The 24321-nt window shown below is 73.5% G+C and carries 21 protein-coding genes; 10 read left to right on the top strand and 11 right to left on the bottom strand.

Annotation, left to right across the window (positions count from 1 at the left end):
* Positions 1 to 257: 257 nt before the first annotated feature.
* Together M0638_RS20260 and M0638_RS20255 are read right to left on the bottom strand one after the other, a co-directional pair.
* Complete coding sequence (locus M0638_RS20260; protein ID WP_248668823.1) at positions 258 to 2243, bottom strand: acetyl/propionyl/methylcrotonyl-CoA carboxylase subunit alpha; 1986 nt, start codon at positions 2241 to 2243, stop codon at positions 258 to 260.
* Positions 2243 to 3844 (bottom strand): carboxyl transferase domain-containing protein, encoded by a 1602-nt coding sequence (locus M0638_RS20255; protein ID WP_408903650.1) that lies wholly within the window; start codon positions 3842 to 3844, stop codon positions 2243 to 2245. Before M0638_RS20255 ends, M0638_RS20260 begins: the two co-directional genes overlap by 1 nt.
* Before the next feature lie 299 nt (positions 3845 to 4143).
* Here M0638_RS20255 and M0638_RS20250 point away from each other — a divergent pair, with 299 nt between their 5' ends.
* A complete protein-coding gene (locus tag M0638_RS20250) occupies positions 4144 to 5121 on the top strand; it encodes an AraC family transcriptional regulator (protein ID WP_248668822.1) in 978 nt (325 codons plus the stop codon).
* Positions 5122 to 5349: 228 nt separating this feature from the next.
* Here M0638_RS20250 and M0638_RS20245 read toward each other — a convergent pair whose 3' ends face one another.
* Both M0638_RS20245 and M0638_RS20240 read right to left on the bottom strand, forming a co-directional pair.
* Positions 5350 to 5565, bottom strand: a complete 216-nt coding sequence (locus tag M0638_RS20245) for a hypothetical protein (RefSeq protein WP_248668821.1) — start codon at positions 5563 to 5565, stop codon at positions 5350 to 5352.
* Positions 5566 to 5727: 162 nt separating this feature from the next.
* Positions 5728 to 6999: a BaiN/RdsA family NAD(P)/FAD-dependent oxidoreductase gene (locus tag M0638_RS20240; RefSeq protein ID WP_248668820.1), complete on the bottom strand. Its 1272-nt coding sequence runs from the start codon at positions 6997 to 6999 to the stop codon at positions 5728 to 5730.
* A gap of 431 nt (positions 7000 to 7430) precedes the next feature.
* Between M0638_RS20240 and M0638_RS20235 the strand changes: the two genes are divergently transcribed.
* Both M0638_RS20235 and M0638_RS20230 read left to right on the top strand, forming a co-directional pair.
* A complete protein-coding gene (locus M0638_RS20235; RefSeq protein ID WP_248668819.1) occupies positions 7431 to 8429 on the top strand; it encodes a hypothetical protein in 999 nt (332 codons plus the stop codon).
* Between the two features lie 6 nt (positions 8430 to 8435).
* On the top strand, positions 8436 to 9947 hold the full coding sequence (locus tag M0638_RS20230; RefSeq protein ID WP_248668818.1) for an MBOAT family O-acyltransferase: 1512 nt from the start codon (positions 8436 to 8438) through the stop codon (positions 9945 to 9947).
* A gap of 290 nt (positions 9948 to 10237) precedes the next feature.
* Here M0638_RS20230 and M0638_RS20225 read toward each other — a convergent pair whose 3' ends face one another.
* The 3 genes from M0638_RS20225 to murJ all read right to left on the bottom strand — a co-directional run bounded on the left by M0638_RS20225 (position 10238) and on the right by murJ (position 12581).
* The gene (locus M0638_RS20225) at positions 10238 to 10474 is read right to left on the bottom strand and encodes a hypothetical protein (RefSeq protein ID WP_248668817.1); all 237 of its coding nucleotides are present in this window, start codon (positions 10472 to 10474) and stop codon (positions 10238 to 10240) included.
* Between the two features lie 138 nt (positions 10475 to 10612).
* Positions 10613 to 10867 carry a GlsB/YeaQ/YmgE family stress response membrane protein gene (locus tag M0638_RS20220; RefSeq protein ID WP_248668816.1) on the bottom strand — a complete coding sequence of 85 codons (255 nt, stop codon included), beginning with the start codon at positions 10865 to 10867 and terminating at the stop codon, positions 10613 to 10615.
* Positions 10868 to 11036: 169 nt separating this feature from the next.
* Complete coding sequence (murJ, locus tag M0638_RS20215) at positions 11037 to 12581, bottom strand: murein biosynthesis integral membrane protein MurJ (RefSeq protein ID WP_248668815.1); 1545 nt, start codon at positions 12579 to 12581, stop codon at positions 11037 to 11039.
* Between the two features lie 385 nt (positions 12582 to 12966).
* Between murJ and M0638_RS20210 the strand changes: the two genes are divergently transcribed.
* The 3 genes from M0638_RS20210 (at position 12967) to M0638_RS20200 (ending at position 16218) form a co-directional block, all read left to right on the top strand.
* On the top strand, positions 12967 to 14331 hold the full coding sequence (locus tag M0638_RS20210; RefSeq protein WP_248668814.1) for a metal-dependent hydrolase family protein: 1365 nt from the start codon (positions 12967 to 12969) through the stop codon (positions 14329 to 14331).
* Positions 14332 to 14513: 182 nt separating this feature from the next.
* Positions 14514 to 15581, top strand: coding sequence for a ribonucleotide-diphosphate reductase subunit beta (locus tag M0638_RS20205; RefSeq protein ID WP_248668813.1), 1068 nt, complete (start codon positions 14514 to 14516; stop codon positions 15579 to 15581).
* Positions 15582 to 15936: 355 nt separating this feature from the next.
* Positions 15937 to 16218 carry a hypothetical protein gene (locus tag M0638_RS20200; RefSeq protein WP_248668812.1) on the top strand — a complete coding sequence of 94 codons (282 nt, stop codon included), beginning with the start codon at positions 15937 to 15939 and terminating at the stop codon, positions 16216 to 16218.
* Positions 16219 to 16412: 194 nt separating this feature from the next.
* Here M0638_RS20200 and M0638_RS20195 read toward each other — a convergent pair whose 3' ends face one another.
* Positions 16413 to 16850: an acyl-CoA thioesterase gene (locus M0638_RS20195; RefSeq protein ID WP_248668811.1), complete on the bottom strand. Its 438-nt coding sequence runs from the start codon at positions 16848 to 16850 to the stop codon at positions 16413 to 16415.
* An 89-nt stretch (positions 16851 to 16939) separates the two neighbouring features.
* Here M0638_RS20195 and M0638_RS28925 point away from each other — a divergent pair, with 89 nt between their 5' ends.
* The 4 genes from M0638_RS28925 (at position 16940) to minE (ending at position 20645) form a co-directional block, all read left to right on the top strand.
* On the top strand, positions 16940 to 18313 hold the full coding sequence (locus M0638_RS28925; protein ID WP_282572186.1) for an MORN repeat-containing protein: 1374 nt from the start codon (positions 16940 to 16942) through the stop codon (positions 18311 to 18313).
* A gap of 311 nt (positions 18314 to 18624) precedes the next feature.
* Positions 18625 to 19359, top strand: coding sequence for a septum site-determining protein MinC (gene minC / locus M0638_RS20175; protein ID WP_248668810.1), 735 nt, complete (start codon positions 18625 to 18627; stop codon positions 19357 to 19359).
* A 189-nt stretch (positions 19360 to 19548) separates the two neighbouring features.
* Entirely contained in the window at positions 19549 to 20364 is an 816-nt protein-coding gene (gene minD / locus M0638_RS20170; RefSeq protein ID WP_248668809.1) for a septum site-determining protein MinD, read from the top strand.
* Complete coding sequence (gene minE / locus M0638_RS20165; RefSeq protein ID WP_248668808.1) at positions 20361 to 20645, top strand: cell division topological specificity factor MinE; 285 nt, start codon at positions 20361 to 20363, stop codon at positions 20643 to 20645. Before minD ends, minE begins: the two co-directional genes overlap by 4 nt.
* 157 nt (positions 20646 to 20802) lie before the next feature.
* On the opposite strand, the gene M0638_RS20160 is transcribed toward minE, so the two are convergent.
* The 3 genes from M0638_RS20160 to M0638_RS20150 all read right to left on the bottom strand — a co-directional run bounded on the left by M0638_RS20160 (position 20803) and on the right by M0638_RS20150 (position 24044).
* A complete protein-coding gene (locus M0638_RS20160; RefSeq protein WP_248668807.1) occupies positions 20803 to 21198 on the bottom strand; it encodes a response regulator in 396 nt (131 codons plus the stop codon).
* On the bottom strand, positions 21195 to 23573 hold the full coding sequence (locus tag M0638_RS20155) for a hybrid sensor histidine kinase/response regulator (RefSeq protein WP_248668806.1): 2379 nt from the start codon (positions 23571 to 23573) through the stop codon (positions 21195 to 21197). Before M0638_RS20155 ends, M0638_RS20160 begins: the two co-directional genes overlap by 4 nt.
* A gap of 87 nt (positions 23574 to 23660) precedes the next feature.
* Entirely contained in the window at positions 23661 to 24044 is a 384-nt protein-coding gene (locus tag M0638_RS20150; RefSeq protein ID WP_248668805.1) for a response regulator, read from the bottom strand.
* Positions 24045 to 24321 lie beyond the last annotated feature (277 nt).

Here is a 24321-nt window from a genome sequence, read left to right as displayed (position 1 = left end):
GGTCCGGAACTGTCATGTTGACGACAGGAGCAAGGCCCGGCGCGGGTGACAAGCCCGGCGTGGCACCACGCCGCGGGATCGCGGACCGCCCCTTTGCACCCTCCGGCCGGCAGGACCGGGCGCGCCGCGGCCGAGGACGCTAGAGCCGATCCAGCCTGACTGTATCAGGCCGGAACGGCTCTAGCCTTTGATTTTTCGCATTTTCCGAGCCGCTGAGCGAGGACGCTCAGCTTGAAAATGCTCTAACGACGCCGCGTTCAGCCGTCGGCCGCCTCGTCCGGGCGGCGCGCCGCCGGCGTGAACTCGACCAGCAGCGTGCCGTCGCCGACCGGATCGCCGACGGCGCAGTGCACGGCCTCGACGGTGCCGTCCGAGGCGGCGCGAAGGCTGTGCTCCATCTTCATCGCCTCGAGGACGACGAGGATGTCGCCCCTGGCGACGGTGGCGCCGGCCGTGACGGGAACGGCGCAGACGAGGCCCGTCATCGGCGCGGTGATGCGGTTCTCGGCGGCGCCGCCGGCCGCCTCGACGGCGAGCGGGTCGATGACCGAGAAGTCGGTGATGCGGCCGTCGAGGAGGACCGAGACGGCGCCGCCGGCGCGCACCACGCGGGCGTGGAGGTTGCGGCCGCCGTGGCGGGCGCGGAAGCCGTCCGGGGTGGCGGCGACGGCCTCGAAGGCCGTCGAACGGTCGCCCTCCTCGACGGCGACGTGGCGCGGGCCGAGCAGGCGCAGGTCGCGGGCGACGAGCGTACCGCCCGAGACCAGCTCGACGCGCCGGCTCGCGCTGCCCCAGAGGCGGAAGCCCAGGAAGGGGCGGGCGGGGTCGAGGTCGAGCGCGGCGAGGGCGGCGAAGAGCACGGCGGCGTCGTCGGGCGGCGGCACCCGGGTCAGGGCCTCCTGCCGGCGGCCGATCAGGCCGGTGTCCATGCGGCCGGCGGCGAAGTCGGGGTCCTCGCAGAGCGCCCGCAGGAAGCCGAGATTCGTCGCCGTGCCGGCGATGTGGGTTTGGCCGAGCGCCCGGCGCAGCCGCGACAGCGCCTCGGCGCGGGTGGCGGCATGGGTGGTCAGCTTCGCGATCATCGGATCGTAGTGCGCGGTGATCCGGTCGCCGGTGCCGACGCCGGTGTCGATCCGCGCGCCGTCCGGGAAGGCGACGTGCAGCAGCGGGCCCGGCGCGGGCAGGAAGTTCCGCGCCGGGTCCTCGGCGTAGAGGCGCGCCTCGAAGGCGTGCCCGGCCAGGGGGATCTCCGCCTGCGCCAGCGGCAGCCGCTCGCCCGCGGCGACCCGGAGCTGCCACTCCACGAGGTCGAGCCCGGTGATCGCCTCGGTCACCGGATGCTCCACCTGGAGGCGGGTGTTCATCTCCATGAACCAGAACCCGTCCGGCCGCAGCGGCCCGGAGCCGTCGGCGATGAACTCGACGGTGCCGGCGTTCACGTAGTCGACCGCCCGCGCCGCCCGCAGCGCCGCTTCGGTCATCGCCCGGCGCACCTCGGGCGGCAGTCCCGGCGCCGGCGCCTCCTCGATCACCTTCTGGTGCCGCCGCTGCAGCGAGCAGTCCCGCTCCCAGAGATGGACGAGCTGGCCGTGGCGGTCGCCGAAGACCTGCACCTCGATATGGCGCGGCGTCGAGACGTACTTCTCGACCAGCACCGCCGGGTCGCCGAAGCTCGACCGGCCCTCGCGCTGCGCGCTCTCCAGCGCGGCGGCGAAGTCCGCCGGCGCCTCGACCAGCCGCATCCCCTTGCCGCCGCCGCCGGCGCGCGCCTTGATGAGCACCGGGTAGCCGATCCTGGCCGCCTCGGCGGCGAGGAAGCCCGCCTCCTGCCGCTCGCCGTGGTAGCCCGGGACCACCGGCACCCCCACCGAGGACATGAGCGCCTTGGCGGCGTCCTTCAGCCCCATGGCGCGGATCGAGGCCGCCGACGGGCCGATGAAGACGAGGCCCGCGGCCTCCACCGCCTCGACGAATTCCGGGTTCTCCGACAGGAAGCCGTAGCCCGGATGGATCGCCTCGGCCCCGGTCGCGAGCGCCGCCGCGATGATGCGGTCGCCCTTCAGGTAGCTCTCGGACACCGGCGCCGGGCCGATGTGGACCGCCTCGTCGGCCAGGTCGCGGTGGCGGGCCCCGGCATCGGCGTCCGAATAGACGGCGACGGTGGCGATGCCCAGCCTGCGTGCCGTCCCGATGACGCGGGCCGCGATCTCGCCGCGGTTGGCGATCAGGATCCTCGTGAACATCACATGCGGAACACGCCGAAGCGCGTCTCCTCGACGGGGGCGTTGAGCGCTGCGCGGAGCGAGAGGGCGACGACGTCGCGGGTGGTGCGCGGGTCGATGACGCCGTCGTCCCAGAGCCGGGCCGAGGCATAGAGGGGCCGCGACTGCGCCTCGAACTGATCGAGGACGGGCTGCCGGAAGGCGGCCTCCTCCCCGGCCGGCCAGGTGCCGCCGCGGGCCTCGATCGCGGCGCGCCGGACGGTGGCGAGGACGCCGGCCGCCTGCTCGCCGCCCATGACGGCGATCCGGGCGTTCGGCCACATCCAGAGGAAGCGCGGCCCGAAGGCGCGGCCGCACATGCCGTAATTGCCGGCCCCGAAGGAGCCGCCGACGATGACGGTGACCTTCGGCACGGCGGCGGCCGAGACGGCGCCGACGAGCTTGGCGCCGTCGCGGGCGATGCCGCCGGCCTCGTACTTCGAGCCGACCATGAAGCCGGTGATGTTCTGCAGGAACAGCAGCGGCGTCCGGCGCTGGCAGCAGAGCTCGATGAAGTGCGCGCCCTTCTGCGAGCTCTCGGAGAACAGCACGCCGTTGTTGCCGAGGATCCCGACCGGGATGCCGTCGATGTGCGCGAAGCCGCAGACCAGCGTCGTCCCGAAGCGCTCCTTGAACTCCTCGAAATCCGAGCCGTCGACGATGCGGCCGATGATCTCGCGGATGTCGAAGGGCGTCCTGGCGTCGGCGGGGATGACGCCGGCGAGCTCGCCGGGGTCCATCGCGGGCGGGCGGGCGTCGCGGAGCGGGATCGAGGGGGGCGGCGCCGGGCCGAGGTTCATCACCGCCTGGCGCGCCAGGGCGAGGGCGTGCGCGTCGTTCTCGGCCAGGTAGTCGGCGACGCCGGAGAGGCGGGTGTGCGTGTCGCCGCCGCCCAGCGTCTCGGCGTCCACCACCTCGCCGGTCGCGGCCTTCACCAGGGGCGGCCCGGCGAGGAAGATCGTGCCCTGCTCCCGGACGATGATCGTCTGGTCGCTCATCGCCGGCACGTAGGCGCCGCCGGCGGTGCAGGAGCCCATGACCACGGCGATCTGGGCGATCCCCTTCGCGCTCATCCGCGCCTGGTTGTAGAAGATCCGGCCGAAATGGTCGCGGTCCGGGAACACCTCGTCCTGGTTCGGCAGGTTCGCGCCGCCGGAATCGACCAGGTAGAGGCAGGGCAGCCGGTTCTCCTCGGCCACCTCCTGCGCCCGCAGGTGCTTCTTCACCGTCAGCGGATAGTAGGTGCCGCCCTTCACGGTCGCGTCGTTGCACAGGATCATGCAGTCCCGCCCCGACACCCGCCCGATCCCGGCGACGAGCCCGGCGGCCGGGATGTCGCCGTCGTAGACCCCGTGCGCGGCGAAGAGGCCGATCTCCAGGAACGGGCTGCCCGGGTCGAGCAGCCGCGTCACCCGCTCCCGGGGCAGGAGCTTGCCGCGGGCGACGTGGCGGGCGCGGGACTTCTCGTCGCCGCCCCGGAGTATGCGCCGGGCCAGCGACTCGAATTCGGCGACGAGGGCGGACATGCGGCCGAGATTGGCCGCGAGCTCGCCCGGCGGGAGCCGGCCGATCAGGCGGGTCATGGGCGCCTCATCCCGCAGGCGGGAATGCCGGCCCGTGGCCGCGCGGTGAATGGTGCATGGCGGTCCTCCCCGTGCGTTCCCGCCGCGCCGGCGCGGCCATCCGCCCGCCGGCCGTGCCGCGCGACATCGGCGCGGGCGCAGGGACGTCGAGGCAGCACTACCATCCCGGGCGTTGCCCCGGGCGCCAATTCCTGTGCAGGATGCGCCACGAGCGACCGGACATGGCACCGCTGCCCGCGCCACCGAGAACCCCTGCGGCCTTCGTCCGGGCGATCCTCGTCGCGTATGCGCGGCGGGGAATGGACCCGGGGGCCGCGCTGCGGCAGGCGGGCATTGTGCCGGAAGCGACGCTCGATCCCGAGGGCCGGGTCGCCGTCGAGCGTTTCGAGGCCCTCTCCGCGCACGCCATGCGCGAGCTCGACGACGAGGCGCTCGGCTGGTTCTCGCGCCGCCTGCCCTGGGGCAGCTACGGGATGCTGCTGCGGGCCTCGCTGCCCTCCCCGACGCTCGACGTCGCGCTGCGCCGCTGGTGCCGGCATCACGGGCTGCTGACCGGGGATGTCCGCCTCGAGCTGCGGGTCGAGGGGCGGGACGCGGTCGTCACCGTGCAGGAGCGGTCCGACCTCGGCGCGCTGCGGGAGTTCTGCCTGGTCAGCCTGCTGCGGAACCTCCACGGCGTCGCCTGCTGGCTGGTCGACTCGCGGATCGCGCTCGGCGGGGTGTGGCTTCCCTTCGCGGCGCCGGCCCATGCCGGGCTCTACCGTCACATGTTCCACGCCGAGGCCGGATTCGATGCCGCAGCGGCGGACCTGCGCTTCGACGCGGCCTATCTGGCCCTGCCGGTCGGCCGCGACGATGCGGGCCTGCGCCGCCTGCTGCAGCAGCCGCTGCCGCTGATGTCGCGGCAGTACCGGCAGGACCGGCTGCTGTCGCGGCGGATCGCCGGCTTCGTCGGCAGGGGCGACGGCGGCACGGCCGATCTCGGCCAGATCGCGGCGGCGTTCGGCATCTCGGTGCGCCACCTGCAACGTCAACTGAGGAACGAGGGCACGTCGGTCGGGGCGCTGGTGGCCGGCGCGCGGCGCCGGCGCGCCGAAGAACTGCTGCTGCAGGGTGACCTGCCGCTGAAGCGCATCGCGCGTCTGCTGGGCTACAGCGACGAGTCGACCTTCGGACGGGCGTTCCTGCGCTGGACCGGCCGGAGCCCGGCGGCCTTCCGGAAAGGCGAGGCGGTGCCGGCGGACGGGGCGGGCCGGAACGGCGCCGGCCGCCGATAGGGCCGGCGCCACGCCGAGCCGTCCGCCGGACGCCGCGAGGTGGCGCCGGCGGCACGGCTCCGGGATCGCGGCCCGGGGAAGGCGCGGAGAGGCGAGGGCCGGAGCCGCGTCCGCCCGGAATGCGTCCGCCCGGAATGCGGCCGGACGGCGCCGGCGGCATGGCGCTGCGTCCCGGGCGGAGAAGCGCGTTGCCGGCCCCCGCCTCCCGGGCCGGGATGCCGCGCCGCGCTACACGTCGCGCGCGCGGCGCAACGGGAAGCTTTCCCGCGCGCAGCGGCGCAGCGGCTCCAGGCGGCGCTGCGGGTCCCTGGCGCTGCGCGCGCATTCCTCGCCGGTCGCTGCCGGCAATTCGGGCGTGCGGCGCCAGAGCAGCAGAAGCCTCGACAGGCCCTTGGCTTCGCCGCGCTCGTTGTCGACCCGCCGTGCGAGATCGTTGTCGGCCATGTTGCGTGCCCTCCTTCTTCGTGGGCCCGGCACCATAGCGCATCGGCGCGCCGGACGACACCGACGGCTGAAAAATGCCTGGAAACAAGGACTTGATGGGAGGCCGGGCCGGCCGGGCACGGCAGGCGCCCACCGGCGGCGGAAAGGGCGGCCCGCGGCCGGTCAGCCCGGCGCGGGCGGGGCGTCGCCGGCAGCCCCGAGCCATGCCAGCGCCCCCAGCGCCGCCGCGCGTCCGGTCGCGAAGCTGGCCTGCAGCAGGTAGCCGCCGGTCGGCGCATCCCAGTCCAGCATCTCGCCGGCCGCGAACACGCCCGGCAGGTCGCGCAGCATGAGGCGGGAGTCCAACGCCTCCCAGCACAGGCCGCCGGCGGTCGAGATCGCCCGCTCCAGCCCGGCCATTCCCGCCACCGGCAGCGCCAGCGCCTTGATCCGCGCGGCCAGCGCCGCCGGGTCGGCGGGCAGGGCGGCCGGGCCATCCGTGCCCTCGCGCAGCAGCGCCGCCGCCACGGGCGACAGCCCGAGCCCCTTGCGCAGCACGCTGCCCAGCGACTGCCCCCGACGCGGCGCGCCGAGCCGGCGGGCGAGTTCCGCCGCTTCCAGATCCGGCCGCAGGTCGAGCAGCAGCCGGGCCTCGCCGGTGGCCAGCGCCTCGCGCAGCGCGGCGGAGAGCGCGTAGACGGCCCCGCCCTCCAGGCCGGCCGCCGTCACCACCATCTCGCCGCGCACCGCCGGCCGCTCCGGCAGGCCGGGCGCCGCCACCCGTGCGGCGATCCGCTTCAGCGGCGCGCCGGCGAACCGCTCCCGGAGATGCGCCGACCAGGGCACGCGGATGCCGGCGTTGGAGGGCAGCAGCGGCGAGACCGGCACGCCGCGCGCCCGCAGCGTCGCCACCCAGCGCCCGTCCGCGCCGAGCCGCGGCCAGGAGGCGCCGCCCAGCGCCAGCACCGTCGCCGCCGGCCGCAGGGTCGCCGGCTCGCCCGCCGGCCCTTCGAGCAGCAGGCTTCCCGCCGCGTCCCAGCCGGTCCAGCGGTGCCGCGTCCGCAATTCGACCCCGAGCGCGGCCAGCCGCGCCAGCCAGGCGCGCAGCAGCGGCGAGGCCTTGAAGGCCACCGGAAAGACCCGGCCGCTGCTGCCCACGAAGGTCGGCTGCCCCAGCCCCTCGCACCAGGCGCGCAGCGCCTCGGGCGGGAAGCCGGCGATGGCCGCCTCCAGCCGCGCCCGGGCCGTGCCGTAGCGGTCGAGGAAGCGCCCGGGCGGCTCGGTATGCGTCAGGTTCAGCCCGCCGCGGCCGGCGATCAGCAGCTTGCGCGCCGGCGACGGCATGCGCTCCACCACCACCACCGGCCGGCCGGCCGTCGCGAGGGTTTCCGCGGCCATCAGCCCGGCCGGGCCGGCGCCGATCACGGCGACCGGGGCATCGTCGGTGCGAATCATGCGGGCAGGCCCAGCCGGGTATGGTCCGCCGGCTCCCCTGCATAGGGGCCGCGCCGTGACGGGCCAATGGGGGCCGCGACGCGGCCGGGCGATGCCGGACACGGCGGATCGCCGCGCCGGCCGGGGCGCGCCGCCGGGCCGCGGCCTTGCCGGCCGCCGCGTCCGGGGGTGGTTGCGGGCGAACTCACGGTCGGGTGACGGCGGCAGGAAGTCCAACGACTTGCGAGCCGCCTCCGGAATTGATAAATTTCTGCAAATGTCGAATCCACCTTAGCCATCCGTCAGCGAGCGCTTGCGGTCCGACTGTCCTGACACCCGATGCGGGTAGGCGACAGCGCGACCGCTCGTCTCCCGGCGCATTCCTTCCCGGCCGCACCAGCGCCGGGTGCGGGAGTGTGCTGGGAACTGCGGCTCTCCTGGCATGGCGGCGGATGATGACTCCCGAGAAAAGCGACGACGCGTTCGGCTATCTCTTTTTCAGGAATTTCGTCTTTATTGTTGTTTTGGGCGTGGTGCTCGTGGTGGGCGGGCATATCGCCCTCGCCTGGAGCAACCTGCTCCCGGAGCCGCCATTCACCGGCACGCGCTGCATCAACGAGAAATTCCCCGTCCTCCGGGACGCGCCGCTCGGGGACCGGACGATGCTGGCCGTGGGCTCGTCCGCCACCTGGAGGAACCTCGACAACGCGACCCTGGAACGCCGGCTGGCGGGCGCGAGGCCCTACAACGCCGCGACCTGCTACCTCCAGATCAACCAGACGGCCTTCCTGACCGAATTCCTCCTGCCGCGGATGCCGCGCGTGGACACCGTCCTCGTGGTGGTGGCGCCGCGGGACTTCGAAAGCTGCGCGTCCTCCCAGGCGGCATTCTTCGATCCCGCTCTCACCGACGCCTATCTGGCCGGCAGCGTCCCGGCCTGGCTGCCCTACGTCAGCGGCTTCCGGGCGCGCTACCTGGCGCGGGAGGTCGCCGCCAGGCTGAGCCGGGCGCCGCCCACCCCCGAGCAGACCGCCCATTACGACGAACTGGGATCGAGCATCCTCACGCAGAGGCAGGCCTGGCTGCCGCCGTTCTCGATCGACGTCACCTGCTACGCCAGCCTCTCGCGCCTGGAGGCGATCGTCGCCAGGCACGGTGCCCGGCTGGTGGTGGCGACCCTGCCGGTGATGGCGGCATGGCGTGCCGCCGAGGATCCGGACGACACCAACGTCGAGAGATGGATGCAGGACATGCGATCGTCGCTGCAACGCGCCGACAGCCTGCTGATCGACGGCCGGCGCCTGGACTGGGACGAGGGAGACTTCGCCGATCCTGTCCACGTCCTGTATCCCGCCCACCGGAAGCTGACCCGGTTCTACGCCGACATCATGGCGCGGCCCTGGCAGAACCAGCGCCGGATCGGCTCACCCAGCGCGTCGATCGCACGGTAGGCCGACATGCTGTTCAACTCGCACATCTTCGTCTTCGCCTTCCTGCCGATCGTGCTCGCCGGGCATATCCTCCTCGGCCGGCTGCGATCCGCCGCCCCCGCGAGGCTGTGGCTGCTGGCCGCATCGCTGGTCTTCTACGGCTGGTGGAGCTGGACCTATCTCGGCCTGCTCGTCGCCTCCCTCCTCCTCAACTACGGCTTCGGGATCGCCATTCGCAGCGCCACGCCGGGACGGTCCCGCGCGCTGATGCTGACCGGCGTGGGCCTGAACCTGCTGCTGCTCGTCTGGTACAAGTACGCCTCCTTCCTCGCCGCCAACGCGACGGCGTTGTTCGGCCTGGAATACGCGATGGACGCGTACGTCCTGCCGCTGGCGATCTCGTTCTACACCTTCCTGCAGGTGGCGTTCCTGGTGGACACCTGGCGGGGGCGCTCCCGGCACTACGGCTTCCTCGAATACGCGCTGTTCGTGACGTTCTTCCCGCACCTGATCGCGGGCCCGATCGTGCACCACCACGAGCTGATACCGCAGTTCCGCCGGCGTTCGACCTTCGCCTTCCAGCCCGCCATGGCCGCCGGGGGCATGGCGCTGTTCGTCATCGGCCTGCTGAAGAAGCTGCTGATCGCCGATCCGGTCGGGGATCTGGCCAGTCCGATCTTCGCCTCCGCCGAGGCCGTGCCGCCGGGAATGCTGGAGGCCTGGATCGCGACGATCGCGTTCGCAACCGGGCTCTACCTCGACTTTTCCGCCTATTCGGACATGGCGATCGGCCTTGCCCGCCTGTTCGGCGTCCAGTTCCCCTACAATTTCAACTCGCCCTACAAGGCGCGGTCGATCGTCGACTTCTGGCATCGGTGGCACATGACCCTGTCGCGCTTCCTGCGCGACTACGTCTACGTTCCGCTGGGCGGCAACCGGCACGGCAGCGGCCGGCGCTACGCCAATCTCGTGATCACGATGCTGCTGGGCGGCCTCTGGCACGGCGCCGGCTGGACTTTCGTCATATGGGGCGGCCTGCACGGCATGTTCCTGCTGCTGAACCATGCCTGGAACGCCGCCTGCGCCGCTGGCCGGGCCAAGAGGCTCGGATTCCTGCCCGCCTGGGGCCTGACCATGGCCGCCGTCCTCCTGGCCTGGGTGTTCTTCGCGGCGCCGACCCTCGCCGCCGCCATGTCGGTGCTGGGCGGCATGCTGGGCCTGAACGGGTTCATGTGGCCGGAGGCCGGAATCCTGGCCGGGAAGCTGGCGCAAGGGCAGATCGCCGAGGTGGTGCGGTCGGTGCCGCCGAAGACGTTGGCTTCCGCCTGCACGCTGGCCCTGGCCCTCGTGCTGGTGCTCGGCGCCCCGAACTCGCAGCAGATCGTCGACGGCCGCAGCGCGGAGACGACCGAGCCCCGGAAGTGGGGCTGGCTGCGCTTCCGGCCCAGCCCCGCCATGGGCGCGATGACCGCGATGGCCTTCCTCCTCGCCGTCGCGTTCATGGCCAACATCAAGGAGTTCGTCTACTTCCAGTTCTAGGACGGAGCGCCGGGAGGGCGGACACGCCCGGCGGCGTGAAGCCGCGCCGGGAACAACGAGCGACGGCGAACCGCAGTCCCAACCGGACTGCGGTTCGCTGTAGCGTGTCCGAAGCCGGGAGGGCAGACCTGTCCGCAGGCGGCGAATCCCCACCGGAGGCGGCGGTCCGCGGCAAGCCGCGATCCCGGCCGGATCGCGCCCGCCATGGCCGGCGTCCCGCCGTCACGCGCATGGCGCGGGGCCGGGCGGCGGATCCGGCTTCCGCGGTGCCCCGGCACGGGGCGGAAGCCTCACTGCGAAACGGGCGCCGCGTAGGCGGTGGGGCAGAGCCGGACCCTGCCCTTGTCGGACAGGAAGGCCCGCACCAGCCGTTCGGCCTCCTCCTGAGTCAGCGGCGGCAGGCGGCGGCAGCGGCTGGCATGCTCGGCGATCCGGCGGCGGCGGCTCACCGCCTCGTGGCCATGCTGGGTCCAGGACTGGACCGTCAGGGCCTGGGCGATCGCGGGGGCGGGAGAGGGGGTCGTCATGTCCGTCGTGGCTCCTTCGGAGTGTGGAAGCGACGACGGAATGGTGCGGCGGCATGGGCCGGGGCGCAGTGAACCGCTTCACAGCGTGGCCGGCCCCACCGCGCTCGCGCCGGCCCGCGACGGGGCCGGCGCGGCGGGTCACGTGGCGGAACGGCCGACGACGAGCCGGTAGATCCACAGCACGATGACCGCGCCGACCACGGAGGCGATGAATCCGGCCGCCTGGCCCGGCCCGTACCAGCCGACGCTCTGGCCGAGGAAGGTGGCGACGAAGGCGCCGACGATGCCGAGCAGGATGGTGATGATGAAGCCGCCCGGGTCGCGCCCCGGCATCAGCAGCTTGGCGATGGCCCCGACGACCAGGCCGATGATGAGTGTCCAGATGAAGCCCATGGCAGGATTCCCTCGGGATGTTGTCCTGCTGGCATAATGGCGGGCCCGCAGCCGGGTTCCCGGATGTTTCCGGCGTGGTGACAAATAGCGCGTGCGGGCGGCCGGCGGATCTTGCGGCGCGGGGTCCGGGGCGGGGCCCCGGACGGGTCGGCGGACGGCGCCCCGGGCGTCAGGTCGGGCGCCGGCGGCGTCGGAAGGTGCGCGCCAGCTCCCGCACGTCCAGCCCGCCGAGCAGGTGGGCGGCGCCGAAGTAGACGGCCATCCCCACCCCCACCAGCACGGCCAGCGCCGCGAGGCGCATGCCGCCCGGGGCCGGGAACAGCACCTGCTCCAGCGCCAGCAGCGCGCCGGCCATGGCGAGGGTCGCCAGCAGCAGGCGCGGCACGGCGCGGCGCAGGCGGCGGTCCAGCGTCAGCTGGCCGCGGCGGGCGAGCAGCACGGCGAGCGCCAGCATGTTGAACCAGGCCGAGAGCGCCGTCGCCAGCGCCACGCCGACATGCGCGAGCCAGGTGGTGAGGACGAGGTTGAGCGCGAGGTTCAGCCCGACCGCGAGCAGCCCGACCTTGACCGGCGTCGCCGTGTCGCCGCGCGCGAAGAAGCCCGTGAGCAGCACCTTCACCAGCACGTAGGCGGGCAGGCCGAGCGCGTAGGCGGCCAGCGCCGCCGCCGTCGCCGCCGCCGCCTCCGGGCCGAAGGCGCCGCGCATGTAGAGCGCCTCGATGATCGGCGCCGCCGCCACGAGCTGGGCGCCGGCCGCCGGCAGGGTGAGGGCGAGCGAGATCTCCATGGCGCGGTTCACCGAGCGGTGCGCCGCCAGCGCCTCGCCGGCCCGCACCTGGCGCGAGAGCAACGGCAGCAGCGCCGTGCCGACCGCCGCCCCGATCACCCCGAGCGGGAGCTGGCCCACCCGGTCCGCGAAGTAGAGGTAGGAGACGGCGCCGGCCGGCAGCAGCGAGGAGATGACGATGTCGATCGTCAGGTTGAGCTGGGTGACGCCGGCGCCGATCAGCCCGGGCACCATGCGCTTCAGCACCTGCCGCACCTCGGGCGGGAAGCGCGGCACGTGGACCAGCCGCAGCGGCATTCCCGCCCGGCGCACCGCCCAGAGCACGATCGCGAGCTGCACCACCCCCGAGGCGGTGACGCCCCAGGCCAGCGCGTGGCCCGGCGTGGCGACGTAGGGAGAGAGCAGGAACAGCGAGGCCATGGAGAGGATGTTGAAGAACACCGGCGCCGCCGCCGCCGCGCCGAACTTTCCGAGCCCGTTCAGCACCCCCGAGACCAGCGCGGTGAGGCAGATCAGCACGAGGTAGGGGAAGGTGATCCGCGTCAGCTCCACGGCGAGCTGGAACTTGGCCGGATCGGCCGAGAAGCCCGGGGCCAGCACCACCATGATCTGCGGCATGAACACCATGCCGATGGCGACGAGGCCGGAGAGCCACAGCGTCATGATCGCGGCCATGCGCTCGGCGAGCGTGTGCGCGACCTTCGGGCCCTCCACGGCGAGGGTGCCGGCGAAGGCGGGCACGAAGGCGGCGTTGAAGGCGCCCTCCCCGAACAGCCGGCGGAACAGGTTGGGGAGCTTGAGCGCGACGAAGAACGCATCCGCCACTGGCCCGGCCCCGAGCACGGCGGCGATCAGCATCTCCCGCGCGAGGCCGAGCACGCGGCTGGCCATCGTCCAGCCGCCGACCGTCATGACGCTGCGTAGCATGGCCGGCGTGGTAGCGCGGAACCGGGGCGGGGGCGAGGGGTGGCGATTCCCGGGGAAAGGCCTGCCTTCCCCGATGGCCCCTGGGGACCCCGCAAGGTGGGCGAGGCCCTCCCTGGCCCTTTCTTCGTTCGGGTCCCGGGTGTTGCGGCCGTCGGGCCGGCTCTCCCTGGACGAGGGATCCGGGGCGGCCTCTCGCCCCTGGCGAGGCTTGCAGGGGGGAGCCGCCCCGGTCCCGGCCTCCGCCGGGCCCTGGCCTCGCCGCATTACGCGGTTGCAGCAACGTCATGGCATGGTATGCCAGCGCCGTCCGCGGCCCTGGCATCCGCACCGCACGGCCGTCCCCTCCCGCCTGCGCGCAGCCCGGCTGCGCCGGAGATCCGAGCCCATGGCCAAGCACGTCCGCTGCGGCAGCCTCTTCACCGGCGACGCCGACCGCGCCGAGACGGGATGGACGCTCAGCTACGACGATGCCGGCACCATCACCCATGTCGGCCCGACCGAGGCGGCGCCGCCGGTCGCCAGCACGGACACGGTGCTCGACTATTCCGGCCTGTTCGTGATGCCCGGCCTGCAGGACGTGCACACCCACCTCGCCTACGGCAACGCCAAGACCGAGGAGGACATCGACCTCTACCAGCCGATGGAGTTCCGCGCGCTGCGCGGCATGTTCTTCGCGCAGAAGGTGCTGGCGGCCGGCTACACCTCGATCTGCGCGCCGGGCGATGCCGGGCAGATCAGCCTGGCCATCCGCAACGCCATCGACTGGGGCCTGTTCGACGGCCCGCGCGTCACCGCCGCCGCGCAGTACATCACCACGCGCCAGGGCCTGACCGACTGGTACCCGACCTGGATCGGCGTGCCGGACACCTCGATCGGCCGCCTCGTCACCAGCAGGGACGAGGCGATCGAGGAGATCCGCGTCATGGTCAAGAACGGGGTGGACTGCATCAAGCTCGCCATGGACGGCACGCAGACGCGGCCCGACGGCGAGCTGATCGCCGCCTTCAACCAGGAGGAGACGCATGTCATGGTCGAGGAGGCGCACCGCCTCGGCCGCAAGGTGGTGGTGCACGCGGTGGGGCGGGAGGCCACGCTGTATGCCGCGCGCGCCGAGGTGGACCTGATCTTCCACGCCTACCACCTCGACGACGAGTGCATCGAGGCGATGCTGAAGTCGGGCAGCGCGATCGGCCCGACCATGACGCTGCAGCGCAACGTGATCGACTTCACCCAGCCGCACGAGCCCGCCGCGATCAAGGGCCGGCAGAGCGCCACGGAGCGCCTGTACGAGCGCGCCTGCGTCAACCTGCGGAAGGCGCGCGAGGCCGGCGTGACGATGATGACCGGCACCGATTCCGGCTTCGCCGTGACGCCCTACGGCGAGTGGCACGCGCTGGAGCTGGAGATCTTCGTGCGCGACCTGGGCTTCACGCCGGCCGAGGCGCTGCGCTGCGCCACCTCGGTCACGTCGCAGTTCATGGCCAAGGGCGGGAAGATCGGCGTGCTGGAGCCCGGGCGCTACGCCGACTTCATCGCGGTGGAGGGCTCGCCGCTGGAGAACATCGCCATCCTGCAGGACAAGAAGCGCATCCGGCACGTGCATATCGGCGGCCGGCGCATGCAGGTGGACGACCGCGGCTACGACCCGCGCCAGGTGACGGACCGGAGCTGGTCGAACTGGACCGAGCTGTACACGCAGGAGCATGTGCGGACGGTGCGCGCGCGCCGACTCGGCCTGGCGGCGGAGTAGCGCAGCGGTCCGGAGCCGCCTTCCACGGACCGCGCCGGCATCCGTGAACACAAGATATGGTGTGGCTTCCGGGTCGCCCCCGGCACCCGTTGTGGCGGCGTCGCGCCGCCGGCACTGGCGACTCGCCGCCGGCCGGGACTAAGCTGCGGCACGACGCCGACCTGGCCCCGAGACCGAGCCGCATGACCGACACCACTTCCCGCCTTGCCGAGGACGGCCAGCCCGTCCGCTTCGACCTGCTGACCGAGAATCCGGTCTACAAGCCCTTCCGCTACCCCTGGGCCTACGATGCGTGGCTGACGCAGCAGCGCGTGCACTGGCTGCCCGAGGAGGTGCCGCTCGCCGACGACGTCAAGGACTGGCACAAGGACCTGACGCCGACCGAGCGCAACCTCGTCACCCAGATCTTCCGCTTCTTCACGCAGGCGGACGTCGAGGTGAACAACTGCTACATGAAGCACTACGCGCAGGTGTTCAAGCCGACCGAGGTGCTGATGATGCTGAGCGCCTTCTCGAACATCGAGACGGTGCACATCGCCGCCTACAGCCACCTGCTCGACACCATCGGCATGCCCGAGGTCGAGTACCAGGCCTTCCTCAAGTACAAGGAGATGAAGGACAAGTACGACTACATGCAGTCCTTCTCGATGGAGTCGAAGACGGAGATCGCCAAGACGCTGGCGGCCTTCGGCGCCTTCACCGAGGGGCTGCAGCTCTTCGCCTCCTTCGCGATCCTGCTGAACTTCCCGCGCTTCAACAAGATGAAGGGCATGGGCCAGATCGTCACCTGGTCGGTGCGCGACGAGACGCTGCACTGCCTCTCGGTGATCCGCCTCTTCCGCACCTTCGTGCAGGAGAACCCGGAGATCTGGACGGAGGAGCTGCAGCGCGACATCGCGCTGATCTGCGCCACCATCGTCGAGCACGAGGACGCCTTCATCGACCTCGCCTTCGGCCTCGGCAGCGTCGAGGGGCTGAGCGCGCCGGAGGTGAAGCGCTACATCCGCTACATCGCCGACCGGCGCCTGCAGCAGCTCGGCCTCGCGCCGCTCTACCACATCGAGAAGAACCCGCTGCCCTGGCTCGACGAGATGCTGAACGCGATCGAGCACACCAACTTCTTCGAGAACCGCGCGACGGAGTACTCCAAGGCGTCCACCGCCGGCAGCTGGGAGGAGGCATTCGCCGAGGATACCTTCGCGACCCCGCAGCCGGCCGGCGGCATCGTCCTCCCGCCCGGCCTCCACTGAGACCGGCCGCCATTCCCCTGTGCCCGCCTCGCCACGGGGCCGGGGCCCGGCAGGGGGGCACCCTCCGCCACCGTTGACTCGGGGCCGGCCCTGACCGAAGGAAGGACAGTGGGACTGTCTTGCCAGGATCCGCCGCGGGGGGCGGCATCGGCGTCGCCATCCGTGCCGTTCCGGGGGCCGCGCTCCGGGAGCCGGCTCGGACCCGCGATCCGCGCGCAGGCCCAGCGCCGCGGCCCATGGCGTCGTCGCCCCGATCGTGGCGAGTTTCGTTTCCCGCATGCCGCCCGGCTGGTATGGTCGGCGGCAGCAGGTCCGGCGAAGGGGGGGTTACCGGTAGCGATGGGGAGAGGCCGACATGGCTGACGAGGAAGCGGGCGACGACGGCCGCGAGGCGACACGTCCCGGCAGCGCGCCCCGGCACAGCCGCCGCCTTTCGGACAAGATCCTGATCGCCTTCCACCATGCCTGCGATCAGGCCGACTTCGAGGTCGCGGACCAGTTGCTGCGCGTGCTGGAGCTGATGCTGACGCGCCGGCCGATGACGCCCGACGGCAACCGGCGCAAGAACATGGAAAGCCTGGTGGCGGCGCATGAGCGCCTCTGGCTGCTGCGCAACCCCGACCGCGCGGACCAGTGACCCGGCCGTCGCCGGCCTTCCCACGCCCGGCCCGTCCGGACCGCGGCCGCGCCGGGGTCGCGGCCCGTCGCGGGTCCCGGTCTCCGGAGCGGCCTGCCGCCGCCGGGCATCCCCGCCCGCCGGCGATCCGCCCGGGCCGGCCAGGGGCACCGATCCTGGAGGTGCCGTGCCGGGGACGGCGCCGGCGGCACGCCTCAGTCCGCCAGCAGCGGTGCCAGCGCCGCGCGCAGCGCCGGCGGCAGCGGCATGGGCTGGCGCCGGGTCTCGCGGTCCACATAGACGTGAACGAGATGGCCCTCGGCGCTGGCCACCGACTCGCCCTCGCGGAACAGCCCGATCTCGTAGCGCACCGAGGTGTTGCCGAGATGCCCGACCCGTACGCCCGCCGCCAGCGTGTCGGGGAAGCCGATGGGGCCGAAGTAGCGGCAATGCGTCTCCACCACCACGCCGATCACCGGGCTGTCGGCGGGGCACGGCGCGCCGCTGTCGATCAGGCAGCGGGCCACCGCGGTGTCGAAGTAGGCGTGACAGGCCGCGCTGTCGGCATGCCCGTACCGGTCGTTGTCGCTCCACCGCGTCGGCATGGCGAGGAAGAAGCGGTACTCGTCGCGGCTGCCGTTGCGCTTGCTCATCCGGCTCGGCTCCTGATCGGGGGGGCGGGCGGCCGGCGGCCGGCCCGGGACAGTGTCGGGATCGCCGGGCGCGGCGGCAAGCGGCGCGGATGACGGGGGCGCCGGCCGGCCCCGGCGGCGGCGCCCGCCGCGGCCCGACTCCGGAATCCCGCCGCCGCGGCCCGTCCGCCGCCGGGAGGGTCTTCCCCGGCCGCGGACCGGCCGGACGGGGCACCGCCGCGGCGCTGGGCCGCGGCGTCCTGGCGGCGCTGCTCCTGCTGCCGCTGGCCGCCCCGGCGCAGTCGCCGCCCGCCGGGGCGACTCGGCAGCCCGCCGCGCGTGCCGGGCGCTGGGCGACCGACGCGCGCAGCGGCTGCCGCGTCTGGGACCGCCTGCCCGAGGAGGAGCAGCGGCCCGCTTGGTCCGGCGGCTGCGTCGAGGGGCTGGCCGAGGGGCTGGGCGTGCTGGAGTGGCGGCGCGACGGGACCGTGCAGCTCCGCTACGAGGGCCGGCTGCGGGCGGGCAGGCGCGAGGGGCATGGCGTGCTGGAGGCCGCCGACGGCACCCGCTTCGAGGGGGAGTGGCGGGAGGACCTCGCCAACGGCCAGGGCGTGTTCACCGCCGCCGACGGGCTGCGCTACGAGGGCGGCTACCGCGACGACGAGCGCAGCGGCCACGGCGTGCTCACCGGCGGCGACGGCAGCCGCTACGAGGGCGAGTGGGCGCACGACGTGCCGCACGGGCATGGCCTCGACATCGCCGCCGACGGCACCCGCTACGAGGGCGGCTTCCGGGACGGCCTGTGGTCCGGCACCGGCGTGCTGGTGACGCCGGAGGGCGGCCGCTACGCGGGGGAGTGGACGGAGGGCGTGCCGCAGGGGCGCGGCGTGCAGACCAGCCCGGACGGCACACGCTACGAGGGCGACTTCGTGGCCGGCCGCTGGGAGGGCCAGGGCGAGCTGACCAATGCCGAGGGCGACTATCGCGGCGCCTTCGTGGCCGGCCGCGCCCAGGGGCGCGGCTTCCGTCGCTACGCCGGCAGCGGCGCCACCTACGAAGGCGAGTTCGCCGACGGCGTGCCCGAGGGGCGGGGCATCCGCCGCTGGCCGGACGGCACCTGGTACGAGGGGGAGTTCCGTGGCGGCGTGCCGGAGGGCCGCGGCGTGCAGGTCTTCGTGCCGCAGCGCATGCGCTACGAGGGCGAGTTCCGCGACGGCCGCCCCAACGGCCGGGGCGTGACCATCGGCCAGGACGGCGATCGCTACGAGGGCGGCTTCGTGGATGGCCGCTCGGAAGGGCAGGGAGTCCGGACCTTCGCCGATGGCGGCCGCTACGAGGGCCACTTCGCGGACGGGCAGGCGGACGGGCAGGGCACCTTCCGCGATGCGCGCGGCGCCGTGTTCACCGGCACCTGGCGGGCCGGCTGCTTCCGCGAGGGCGACCGTCGGGCCGCGGTGAACCGGCCGCTCTCCGCCTGCCCCTGAAGCCGCCGGCCCCGGTGCCGGTGCCGCGGGGGGAGCCCGCGGGCGCGGCCGGCCCCAGGCCGGTCAGTGGTGCCGGTCAGCGGTGCCGGTCAGCGGTGCCGGTCAGCGGTGCCGGGCAGCGGTGTCGGGCGGCGGTCCGGCCGCGCCGGCGCCCGGCACGGCCGGCCGGGGTGGGCGTCGGTGACGGCCCCGATCCTCAGACTCTTCCTTCGCCACCGGCGCCGGGCCGGGCTATAGACAAGGGCTCGTGAGGTCGTCCTCCCCTTGGGGGACGCCGCGCCTGCCCCGTGCCGAGGGAACGCCCCGACGAGATGTCCGCCGCGCCAGAACCCGCCAGCATGCGCACCGAGCCGTTCCGGCTGCGTGGCGCCAATTTCAACCTGCTGGTGCTGCGCCTGCTGGACCCGCGCCCGGAAGCGGTGCTGCCGGCGCTGGGCACGCAGTTCCGCCAGGCCCCCGGCTTCCTCCGCTTCGCCCCCATCGTGATCGGCCTCGCCGAGCTGGAGGCGAGCGCCGCCGAGGTGGATTTCCGGGCGCTGGTCGCGGGGCTGCGGCAGCTGGAGATCCTGCCGATCGGCACCACCGGCGGCACGCAGGAGCTGCGCCTCGCCGCGCAGGCGGCCGGGCTGCCGCCGCTCAAGGTGGCGGGCGGACGGGAGCCGGACCCGGTGCCGGAGCCGCCGCCTCCGCCCCCGCCGCCGCCCGCGCCGGAGAGCCTGCCCGCCATGATCGTCGCCACCCCGGTCCGCTCCGGGCAGCGGATCTACGCGCAGGGGCGCGATCTGATCGTGACGGCGACGGTGAATCCCGGCGCCGAGCTGATTGCCGACGGCAACATCCACGTCTATGGCGCGCTGCGCGGCCGGGCCATCGCCGGCGGCGGCGAGAACCTGGCGGCGCGCGTCTTCGCGCTGCAATTCGATCCGGAGCTGGTTTCCATCGCCGGCTACTACACGGTGCGCGACGGGCTGACGCGCGCGCCGATCGGCCGGGCGGTGCAGGTCTGGCTCGACGGGGAGCAGTTGCGTTTCGAGCCGCTCGGCTGAGCGGCCGGCGGCCGGGCGACGCGCCGGCCCGCCGGCCGCCCGGGCAGCGGACACGGGGCCGGGTCGCCGGGCCGGCACCGCGCGCGAAGCGCGGCGCGCCGGCCCGGCCACGCGATCCGGCCGATCACACCTATCGCGCACCGGTCCCGGACCGGTGCGGCGCCTTGGATTCAGGGGAGAGTTGCGGGCATGGCGCAGATCGTCGTCGTCACATCCGGCAAGGGCGGGGTCGGCAAGACCACGAGCTCGGCCGCCATCGCCACCGGCCTCGCGCAGCGCGGCCAGAAGACCGTGGTGATCGACTTCGACGTCGGCCTGCGCAACCTCGACCTCATCATGGGGGTCGAGCGGCGCGTGGTGTTCGACATCGTCAACGTGATCCAGGGCGAGGCGAAGCTCTCCCAGGCGCTGATCCGCGACAAGCGCGTCGAGGGGCTGGCGATCCTCCCCGCCTCCCAGACCCGCGACAAGGACGCGCTGACCAAGGAGGGCGTGCAGACCATCATCGAGGAGCTGTCGAAGGACTTCGACTGGATCGTCTGCGACAGCCCCGCCGGCATCGAGAAGGGCGCGCTGCTCGCCCTCTACTTCGCCGACCACGCCATCGTGGTGACCAACCCCGAGGTCTCCTCGGTGCGCGATTCGGACCGCATCCTCGGCGTGCTGCAGAGCCGCTCCAAGCGCGCCGAGGAGAAGCGCGAGCCGGTGAAGGAGCACCTCCTCGTCACCCGCTACGACCCCGACCGCGTCGCCAAGGGCGAGATGCTGAAGCTCGACGACATCCGCGAGATCCTGGCCATCCCGCTGCTCGGCGTGATCCCCGAGAGCGAGACCGTGCTCAAGGCCTCGAACACCGGCAACCCGGTGATCCTCGACGGCGACAGCAACGCCGGCCAGGCCTATCGTGACGCGGTCGGGCGCTTCCTCGGGGAGAGCATCGAGCACCGCTTCCTCGACCCGGAGAAGAAGGGCCTGTTCCGGCGCCTGTTCGGGAGGGCGGCATGAGCTGGATCGACTTCTTCAAGGGCCGCAGGCCGCCGCCCAGCGCGGCGGCGGCGAAGGAGCGGCTGCAGATCGTCCTCGCGCACGAGCGCATCGGCCGCACGCGCGAGGACTTCCTGCCGAAGCTCCAGATGGAGCTGGTGCAGGTGGTGGCGCGCTACGTCGCGATCGACCCGGACAAGGTGGCGGTGAACCTCGACCGCGGCGGCGACATGTCCACCCTCGCGATCGAGATCGAGCTGCCGGGGCCGGCGGAGCGCAAGGCGGCCGCGGCGGCGGGGTAGCCCGGGCCGCCTGGGCCGGGCGCCGCCCCGCGAGGCGCCGGCGTTCCGGAGGGCGCGGCCGCGCTCCTGTCCTTTTGCCCCGGGTCTCCTGCCCCGGCTCCCTCGCCCCGCCTTCCTCGCCCCGCCTTCCTCGACCTGGGCCGCGACGGGCCCCGCGTCAGGCCTGCTCCCCGGGGCCGGCCACGTTTCCCCGGCCCGCCAGCGTCTCGATCTGCACGAGCAGCCGGTCGAATTCCACGGGCTTGGCATGGTAGTCGTCGCACCCCGCCGCCAGCGCCCGCTCGCGGTCGCCCGACATGGCGTGCGCGGTCAGCGCGATGATGGGGACCGCCGCCGTCTCCGGGCTCGCCTTCAGCATCCCGGCCACGGCCCAGCCATCCAGCACCGGCAGGTTCATGTCGAGCAGCACGATCTCGGGCGGCGCGGCGCGCGCCTGGTCCACCGCCTGCCGCCCGTCGGTCGCCAGCACCACCTCGTGGCCGCGTCGCCGCAGGCGGCGGGAAAGGAAGTCCCAGATCTCCTCGTGGTCCTCGACCAGCAGGATGCGCGTCACCGGGGTTCTCCCTCGGCCGCCGGCCCGGGGGGCGGTTCAGCGGCCGGCATCAGCTCGTGCAGCTCGCGCGCCAGCGCGGCGAGGCTCATGCTGCCCTTCTGGATCAGCCGGTCCGCCTGCCGCTCCAGCGAGGAGCGCTCCTCGGGCGTCACGTCCTTGGCGGTCAGCACCACCACGGGCACGTCGCCGCCGTCGGGGCGGGCGCGCAGCGCCTTGAGGAAGGCGAATCCGTCCATCACCGGCATCATCAGGTCGAGCAGGATCAGCGAGGGCATCGCCCCGGCCACGGCCTCCAGCGCCGCGCGCCCGTCGGCGGCCTCCCCGACCTCCCAGCCCTCGCGCTCCAGCATGAAGCGCATCCGCTCGCGCGCGTCGGCGTCGTCGTCCACGACGAGCACGGTGCCGCCCGCCTCGCGCGCCTGCACGTGCTCCATCACCTGCTTGAGCCGCTCCCAGAGGATCGGCTTGGTCAGGTAGTCGGTGGCGCCGAGCGCGTAGCCCAGCTCCTTCTCGTTGACGACGGAGGTGATGATCACCGGCGTGCCGGCGAGGTCGGGGTCGGTGCGGATGGCGTGCAGCACCGACCAGCCGTCCATCTGCGGCATCTCGACGTCGAGCAGCACCGCGCGGGGGCGCAGCGCGCGGGCGAGGCCGAGGCCGGAGCGGCCGTCGGCGGCGCAGCGCACGCGGAAGCCCTCCCGCTCCAGGAAGCGGCTGAGCAGGTCGCGCGCCGCCGGGTCGTCGTCCACCACCAGCACGGCGTGGCCGCCCTCGTGCGGCGGCTCGACGGGCGCCGGCTCCTCGTCGGGCACGGCGCCGTCCAGCTCGGCCGGCAGGGCGATGGTGAAGGTCGAGCCCTCGCCGGGCGTGCTCTCCACCGTGACGTCGCCGCCGAGCTTGCGGCAGAAGGCGCGGGTGATGGCGAGGCCGAGGCCGGTGCCGCCGAACTGGCGGGTGGTGGATTCGTCGGCCTGGGAGAAGCGCTGGAACAGCCGCCCGAGCTGCTCGGGCGTCATGCCGATGCCGCTGTCGCGCACGCTGAACACCAGCCAGTCCTTCCCGTCCCGCGCCTCCCGCCGCGCCGCCAGCTCGATGCGGCCGTCCTCGGTGAACTTGGCGGCGTTGCCGAGCACGTTCATCAGGCACTGGCGGATCTTGAGCTGGTCCGAGTGCATGCCGCCGAGGCCGTCCGCCATGGCCAGGACCAGGTGGTTGTGCTTGCGCCGCACCAGCGCGTCCACCGCCGCCGCCACCTCGTCGAGCATGGCGCGGACGGAGAAGTTCTCGGCCGAGACGGTCATCCGCCCCGCCTCGATCTTGGAGAGGTCGAGCACGTCGTTGATCAGGCCGAGCAGGTGGCGGGCGTTGCTCTCGATCTTGCGCAGGTCGCCCAGCAGGTGCTGCTCGCCGAGATCCTCCACCTCCTCGGCCAGCATCTCGCTGTAGCCGATCACCGCCGAGAGCGGGGTGCGCAGCTCGTGGCTCATGTTGGCGATGAACTGGCTCTTGGCGCGGTTGGCGGCCTCGGCGGCCTCGCGGGCGCGGTTCAGCTCGGCCTCGGCCTCCTTGCGCTCGGTGATGTCGGTGTAGGTGCCGATCCACTCGCGCACGGCGCCCGAGGGCTCCAGGATCGGCACCGCGCGCGCGGCGATGTGGCGCCAGCGGCCGTCGTGCCGGCGCGCGCGGTGCTCCATCACGTAGTCGGCGCGGGTGTCGAGCGCGCGGCTCCAGGCGTCGGCCACGGCGGCGCGGTCGTCGGGGTGGATCACCTCCAGCCAGCCCCAGTCGCGGTACTCCTCCCAGGCCTGGCCGGAGAAGGCGCTCCAACGCGGCTGCGGCACCTCGAAGGCGCCGCTCGCCGAGGTGTTCCAGATCACCGAGGCGGCGGAATCGACCAGCCGGCGGAAGCGCTCCTCGCTGCGCCGCAGCCGCTCCTCGGCGGCGCGCTGCTCGGTGACGTCGGTGTTGGTGCCGGACCACTGCACGATCTCGCCCCGCTCGTCGCGCAGCGGCAGGGCGCGCGAGAGGAACCAGCGGTAGCCGCCGTCGCGGCCGCGCAGCGGGAAGGTGTCCTCCCAGGGCTCGCCGGCGGCGAGGGCCTGGGCGAAGCGGGACGCCACGCGCTCCAGGTGGTCCGGGTGGTGCAGGGTGCGCCAGCCGTCGCCCCGCGACTGCTCCGGCGTGGCGCCGGTGTATTCGTACCAGCGGTTGTTGTACCAGAAGATGTTGCCGTCCGGCGCCGCGATCCAGGCCATCTGCGGCATGGTGTCGGCCAGCGCCAGCAGCTCGCGCCGCGTCACCTCCCGCGCCGCCTGGGCCGGCGCGCCGGCCGCCGACTCGTGCCCCGCGTCCCGGCCGGTCCGTCCATCCGTCATGCGCGCCTGCGGTTCCCTTGCCGGTGGTGGGCCCGCCGGATCGGGTGACTATCGCGCCGGACGGGGTCGGGGTTCACGGAGGCCGGCTCAACCCGCCGCCTGGTCGCGTTCCAGCAGGACGGTGTCGATCTGGTCGAGCAGGCGGCCGAAATCGACGGGCTTGGGGTGGTAGTCGTCGCAGCCGGCCTCCAGGGCCTTGGCACGGTCCTCGGCGAGGGCGTGGGCCGTCAGCGCGATGATGCCGATGCGGTCCGCCGCGGGCGTGGCGCGCAGGGTGCGGGCGACGGTCCAGCCATCCATCACCGGCAGGTTCATGTCGAGCAGGATGACCTCGGGCCGCTCGTCGCGGGCCTTGTCCAGCCCCTGCTGGCCGTCATGCGCCAGCACCACCTCGAAGCCGCGGCGGCGCAGGCGGCGCGACAGCGAGTCCCACAACTCCTCGTGGTCCTCGACCAGCAGGATCTTGGTCATCGAACTCCCTCATCCCTCGGCGACGCGCGGCCGGACGGAAGCGACCCTGACGGCGCGGCCGGGCCTGCGCAACACCGCGCACCGGGCCGGATCCATGCAGCGCGCCCGCCGCCGCTTCGTTCCCTGCCGGGAAGGGAAAGCCGCGTGGCCGCCAGCCTTCCTCGTGCGCCGTTCCGCGGCCCGGCGCGACGCGGGCTTGCCGCGCCCCGCCCCGCACGCCAGCCTGCGTCGGGATCCGGCCCGGCCGGCTCGGTCAGACCGACCCGGCCCGACTGGC

Source organism: Roseomonas acroporae (assembly GCF_023223525.1).
Classification (GTDB): domain Bacteria; phylum Pseudomonadota; class Alphaproteobacteria; order Acetobacterales; family Acetobacteraceae; genus Roseomonas_E; species Roseomonas_E acroporae.
The sequence above is the reverse complement of the archived record's forward strand: the minus strand, read 5'-3'. Positions and strand labels throughout refer to the sequence as shown.

Bases quoted from the DNA above. Each gene is read 5' to 3' on its own strand.
- M0638_RS20260 (WP_248668823.1), bottom strand. From the start codon at position 2,243: ATGTTCACGAGGATCCTGATCGCCAACCGCGGCGAGATCGCGGCCCGC.
- M0638_RS20255 (WP_408903650.1), bottom strand. From the start codon at position 3,844: ATGACCCGCCTGATCGGCCGGCTCCCGCCGGGCGAGCTCGCGGCCAAT.
- M0638_RS20250 (WP_248668822.1), top strand. From the start codon at position 4,144: ATGGACCCGGGGGCCGCGCTGCGGCAGGCGGGCATTGTGCCGGAAGCG.
- M0638_RS20245 (WP_248668821.1), bottom strand. From the start codon at position 5,565: ATGGCCGACAACGATCTCGCACGGCGGGTCGACAACGAGCGCGGCGAA.
- M0638_RS20240 (WP_248668820.1), bottom strand. From the start codon at position 6,999: ATGATTCGCACCGACGATGCCCCGGTCGCCGTGATCGGCGCCGGCCCG.
- M0638_RS20235 (WP_248668819.1), top strand. From the start codon at position 7,431: ATGATGACTCCCGAGAAAAGCGACGACGCGTTCGGCTATCTCTTTTTC.
- M0638_RS20230 (WP_248668818.1), top strand. From the start codon at position 8,436: ATGCTGTTCAACTCGCACATCTTCGTCTTCGCCTTCCTGCCGATCGTG.
- M0638_RS20225 (WP_248668817.1), bottom strand. From the start codon at position 10,474: ATGACGACCCCCTCTCCCGCCCCCGCGATCGCCCAGGCCCTGACGGTC.
- M0638_RS20220 (WP_248668816.1), bottom strand. From the start codon at position 10,867: ATGGGCTTCATCTGGACACTCATCATCGGCCTGGTCGTCGGGGCCATC.
- murJ (WP_248668815.1), bottom strand. From the start codon at position 12,581: ATGCTACGCAGCGTCATGACGGTCGGCGGCTGGACGATGGCCAGCCGC.
- M0638_RS20210 (WP_248668814.1), top strand. From the start codon at position 12,967: ATGGCCAAGCACGTCCGCTGCGGCAGCCTCTTCACCGGCGACGCCGAC.
- M0638_RS20205 (WP_248668813.1), top strand. From the start codon at position 14,514: ATGACCGACACCACTTCCCGCCTTGCCGAGGACGGCCAGCCCGTCCGC.
- M0638_RS20200 (WP_248668812.1), top strand. From the start codon at position 15,937: ATGGCTGACGAGGAAGCGGGCGACGACGGCCGCGAGGCGACACGTCCC.
- M0638_RS20195 (WP_248668811.1), bottom strand. From the start codon at position 16,850: ATGAGCAAGCGCAACGGCAGCCGCGACGAGTACCGCTTCTTCCTCGCC.
- M0638_RS28925 (WP_282572186.1), top strand. From the start codon at position 16,940: ATGACGGGGGCGCCGGCCGGCCCCGGCGGCGGCGCCCGCCGCGGCCCG.
- minC (WP_248668810.1), top strand. From the start codon at position 18,625: ATGTCCGCCGCGCCAGAACCCGCCAGCATGCGCACCGAGCCGTTCCGG.
- minD (WP_248668809.1), top strand. From the start codon at position 19,549: ATGGCGCAGATCGTCGTCGTCACATCCGGCAAGGGCGGGGTCGGCAAG.
- minE (WP_248668808.1), top strand. From the start codon at position 20,361: ATGAGCTGGATCGACTTCTTCAAGGGCCGCAGGCCGCCGCCCAGCGCG.
- M0638_RS20155 (WP_248668806.1), bottom strand. From the start codon at position 23,573: ATGACGGATGGACGGACCGGCCGGGACGCGGGGCACGAGTCGGCGGCC.
- M0638_RS20150 (WP_248668805.1), bottom strand. From the start codon at position 24,044: ATGACCAAGATCCTGCTGGTCGAGGACCACGAGGAGTTGTGGGACTCG.